The 4,559-nt window shown below is 52.2% G+C and carries 4 protein-coding genes; all 4 read right to left on the bottom strand.

Annotated features, from left to right (window positions below):
• Positions 1–647: 647 nt before the first annotated feature.
• The 4 genes from RCH91_RS19740 to RCH91_RS19725 all read right to left on the bottom strand — a co-directional run bounded on the left by RCH91_RS19740 (position 648) and on the right by RCH91_RS19725 (position 3,972).
• Positions 648–1,220, bottom strand: a complete 573-nt coding sequence (locus RCH91_RS19740; protein ID WP_306536892.1) for a hypothetical protein — start codon at positions 1,218–1,220, stop codon at positions 648–650.
• Between the two features lie 708 nt (positions 1,221–1,928).
• On the bottom strand, positions 1,929–2,615 hold the full coding sequence (locus RCH91_RS19735) for a PEP-CTERM sorting domain-containing protein (protein WP_306536890.1): 687 nt from the start codon (positions 2,613–2,615) through the stop codon (positions 1,929–1,931).
• Positions 2,616–2,774: 159 nt separating this feature from the next.
• Positions 2,775–3,221: a DUF2846 domain-containing protein gene (locus tag RCH91_RS19730; protein WP_306536888.1), complete on the bottom strand. Its 447-nt coding sequence runs from the start codon at positions 3,219–3,221 to the stop codon at positions 2,775–2,777.
• Positions 3,222–3,597: 376 nt separating this feature from the next.
• Positions 3,598–3,972: a hypothetical protein gene (locus tag RCH91_RS19725; protein ID WP_306536886.1), complete on the bottom strand. Its 375-nt coding sequence runs from the start codon at positions 3,970–3,972 to the stop codon at positions 3,598–3,600.
• Positions 3,973–4,559 lie beyond the last annotated feature (587 nt).

Genomic DNA, 4,559 nt, shown 5'->3' with positions numbered 1-4,559 from the left:
GTTGATTACCTGGTTGCTGAGGTTAGCAGTAAACACGATAATGTACGGCTCATCAGAATCAAATTCGTCGGTGTCAACCTTGCAGGTTAGCTTTGTGACTGTAAGGGTGAGAGGCTTAAATAATGCCGCGAGTTCCGGTGATATTACTGATGACATTTTATACCCTCCTTAGCCCCTCCTTAGCCCGTGTGAAGCAGATCAAGCCTCCCGCGGGCATCAAGATGGCCTAACGGCTCGGCGGGTGACCGGGTTCGCCGGCCCTCCCGTCTTGTTGGGAATTCAGTCACTCAATTCTGTCAATGTGTAGACCTGACACTCTTATCTTCTTGCTCAATTCTGTCAATGTGTAGACCTGACACTCTTATCTTCTTCTCTTATCTTCTTGCTCTTATCTTCTCCTCTTATCTTCTCCCTCTTATCTTCTCCTTGGGTTTTCCCTTCTCCATCACCTTGCCGTCGGGGCCGTTGTCGTTGACCCACTTCACCCCCAGGTGGGAGTAGAACTCGGGGCGGAAGCTGGAGGTGAAGAACCGGTCGCTGAAGAGCCGCCGGGATTAGGGACACTCCCTCTTTATGGGATTGGATAATGGGGAATGTCCCAAATTTCCCCAGTATGCCACTCTCTGAGCAAGCCCGCGTTGGTTATGCTAATCCTCGCCACGGTAAAGTGACTTAAGTTCAGTTATAGTCGTATTATTGTCTCTTCCACCAATTCGGCCTATTTTGAGTTCCATCTGTGCTGCTCGCAGCAAAACCAGCAGCATGAAGACAACCCATAGGGCGATCCACGTCCGGTAAACCCCTAAGACTAGATTCTTGTCAGTCAAATATATCGCGATAGCACTAAAAGAAGAGATTAGACCACTGTAAAGCAGGGATGCCTTGTACGACCAAGTCTCTCTGTAACCAGCCAAGAATTTTTCCCACACTATTTCCTCCGGACAGACTGGGCCATTCTGTAGACCCGCAAAGCATAGAATAAAAACACCAACCCGCTGCACTTTTATGTGTTCACCGATGATATAAATATCATGAACTAATGCAATCATAGGAACTACATACAAGAACATGCTGAAGATTGCGCCTGTCTGTGTGAAATTTCCTAAACCAAAAAAGGCGCTTGTCAAAGTCAATTTGCAGATCACGTGTTTATGACGATGCTCTTTATGGATTTCCTTCTCTCTGTAAAGATTCTGGAGGAAGGCTTCGCAACGACTCATTTTTTTCTCCTCCCGATGCCGGTTTGTCATGCAGCCCGGCTGAGATTGAACGGCGTTGCCGTCCCTTTAAACGCGCCTGAGCAACGTGGACCAGAGAGATCTCTTCTGGATGGCACGCCAGTTCTTGCACGTAAATTCGGCCCTTGTGTGCACCCAGCCGACGTCGTTCTCGTCTAGATAACACGCGGCACCTGCGTGACTCCCCACATAGAACCTCGGGTCATGGCAAACGCCCCAGACGCCCAGACTTGATGGATACCTAGACTCACGTAGACTCCAATTTGCGCAAGTCTGACAGGTTGCCATGGCACACCTCCTTCTCGAACGGTCCTCTTGCTTAAGTTTCGCTCTACTGGTTTAGTTAGCATCACGCTCGCCATAGCCGGCAGTGAAAAGTGGGGCGACGAAGGCGCAGGAAGAATAAGGTGTCAACTCAGTACTTCTGCTGAAAATTTTGTAGATATGTACCGTGTTGAGACCTGTACCGTGTTGAGACCTAGTACCGTGGAACATCTAAAACCAACCCCCCTCAGTCCCCCCTTGTCAGGGGGGAAGCCTTTAAGCCTCCCCTGACAAGGGGAGGTTTGGGAAACAATAAGCGTTACACGGCACTAGCCCCAAAGTCTCCTTTTGGGCACTAAAGTCTCCTTTTGCCAATATCCAGGTTCACACCGTTGTTGGGCCCTGTTTGTAAGGCGCTCTTGTTTTCTACCGTCTCGACCAGCGACGTTTACTTGATGCGAATACGAGAAGTCCGCTGACGAGCAGAATCGACGTTGCTGGCTCAGGCACTGGAGTGACCGGGGTGTCTCTGTTTACAACGACATTGTCCACCCAGGCTTCGATGGCACCCCCTGCGATCAGGGATGTTTCCATTGAGATGAATACTGCGTCCACATTAGCAATGACATCGGAGAACAGTGTCGTCCCAACGCTGGCGAGAACCCACGCCGATGGGTCACTGAAAGATGCTAATTTCGAATTCCAAGTGCCGAGAGTGCCCAAGGTGCTATCAGTTCCGTACCAAGTCCCATCAGTCCCGCGAATCAAGACAGAAGTCGATACGACCGTCGATGATCCGTGGTTTGGGATGAATTCATCCCATGCTATACCCGGGTAAATTGACAGGTCTCCCGCCAAGACGCTCGGCGCGCGAGCGAGTAAGCCACCCCCCATTGGCACGGTATCCGTGGCAAACATGGAACCGCCGGGATTGCCAAAGGCAGGGCCTACGACGAGCGCGCCAGCGAACGGGAGCTCTGGAGTCCAACCCTGAAGCGTACCGTCATTCCAGTCCCAGGCGAGCGTTGGTAAAGCCCATGCAGCATCCGGGAGGCCAGATAGACAGACCCATGCAGCCAGAAGTAGTAAAGATTTCCAGATTCTCTTATTCATTATTACCCTCCTTTGTTACTTCGTTGGCCCCGACGTCCGGCGTGTCCAGTGAGGGCACCGCGTCCGGACTACGCCGTTTGTTCGGCCCTGAATCCTGTGTAATCCGCAGGCTGTTGTAATCGTTGTGGTGGAAGCATCCTTGGCGAAACACAATTTATCCTACTTCACAGGTTCAGCAACAAATACTAGATGGTCGATCTCCGCCGACGCCTTTGCAGAGTCCACCACCTCAACGTTCGTCCTTCCTCCGAAAGACGAACCACCAATGGACGTCTTTACGTACACTGTTTCATTCTGGCGCAGTGCAATATCAATTTTAGATTCACCAGGATACATTACCGCAGGAACCGTGATGTGATGTGTGCCGGGTTCGACATCAACATAGAATACTGTGCCGCGACGTGATGCGCCCACCTTCCTGCCATCAAGAAGGATGTCTGGGCGCATCCCGGCACCAAAGAGGGTGTCTGGGCGATAGAAGATGATTCTTCCCAGTTCTTGCGATAGAATGGGCATACTGTTTCGCACCGTAGAGTACATTGGACCTGTAGTTGCGCAACCGGTGCAGAGTCCGGCGAGCAACACCACCATCACTATGCTTTTCATGACCTCTTTCCTTCCCTGTCGTTGATGCCATTCAGAACCGATGCACGCGACTGCATAGTCAATTTACAGTAAGTCTCCGTAATCTAATCGCCTTTGCCGAACCAGCCGTAACTACTGGTGTCGAGCCGTAACTACTGGTGTCGCGTCTAAACATTTGACGATGTCAAGAGTGTAGACGCGACACCTCAATCAGACATTTTATAAAGGTCCGCATTGCGTATCTCCTTTCGTATCGTACCGCCTCGTTTACGTGACGCACATCGTTGCCGAGATGCATCGAAAAGGAATAGGCTATTTATTTGCCCTCATACCGACCATGTAAAAGGAACTTGTCCCTCATTTCCCTATTGTTTGTGTGACCCCTTTGTTTGGCTTTCTATTCACAACGCAGCTTGGCCGCGCGCTGCTTGGTATAGGCAAATGTCAGGCTTGTCCAGGAGCCAGCGCTGCCCGACGACCACTCGTGCGCCATCACTACCGGACGATAGCCGGCAGCTTCAACTGCATAGAGTCCCGTTCCGCTGCTGATACCACCAGGCTTGCACAGCGCCTTGACCTTGAACCCCGCTGCCTTGAGGGCATCGGTCGGATCTAGACCACCATCGGCTTGCTTGTCCATGGAAAGGCGGGATTCGACCGACGACGCCGGCGAGCCCGCGAGGACGATGTTCCAGTGGCCGGCGCGATTGGCGCTATGCCGATGCGTGACCTTTCCTGCCACGGTGATGGTGACCACGCCGGTGCGAGCCATGGGCAATCCCTCCTTGGCGAGGGCTGCGTCAGCACGTTGGGGAGTGGCGGACTTCCACCGTACTGCCGGATGATTGCCCAAGTTCCAGCTTGGCGAAGCCGGTTTGGTGTCTAGCGGCACGAGTAGCGACTTGACCAACTCGCTAAACTCAGCCGCCGAGGCGTTGGGCTGGGCGAACGAGACTGCGGGTGCGCTACAGAGAGCAATGACAAAGCAGTGAGCGATGAGATTCCAAAGGGTTGCGCGCATATTTCCTCCTACGGATCGAGGGGCGATGGTGTTAACCATCCGGGTAAGGAGACGTAGTTGATTAGTTGAATAATAAACAAATGAACTACGTCCCCGACGGGGTTCCCAACGTGAAGAACTGGCACCGGATGCGTTTTGTCTTAGTCAGCCGTCAACCATCCAGTCAGGCCTTTCTTAGAACGAACTTCACTGTGTACTTGCCTCCGTCCCCCTTGAACTCTAATTCCTTCGACTTCTTGTTGGAGCGGGCTTCAGCCATCTCGGCAGCGGTAAATTGGAGTTCCTTTGCACTGCCGATTCGCTCGTCACCATCAAGAGACTGGGCTGCAAAGTCAATA

The organism is Geobacter sp. (assembly GCF_030834625.1).
GTDB lineage: Bacteria > Desulfobacterota > Desulfuromonadia > Geobacterales > Geobacteraceae > Geobacter.
Note: the sequence above shows the minus strand (reverse complement) of the source record. Positions and strands in the feature narration are given on the sequence as shown.

What these genes read in the sequence shown, in the direction of transcription:
- RCH91_RS19725 (WP_306536886.1), bottom strand. Translation starts at nt 3,972, where the DNA reads ATGGCTCGCACCGGCGTGGTCACCATCACCGTGGCAGGAAAGGTCACG.
- RCH91_RS19740 (WP_306536892.1), bottom strand. Translation starts at nt 1,220, where the DNA reads ATGAGTCGTTGCGAAGCCTTCCTCCAGAATCTTTACAGAGAGAAGGAA.
- RCH91_RS19735 (WP_306536890.1), bottom strand. Translation starts at nt 2,615, where the DNA reads ATGAATAAGAGAATCTGGAAATCTTTACTACTTCTGGCTGCATGGGTC.
- RCH91_RS19730 (WP_306536888.1), bottom strand. Translation starts at nt 3,221, where the DNA reads ATGAAAAGCATAGTGATGGTGGTGTTGCTCGCCGGACTCTGCACCGGT.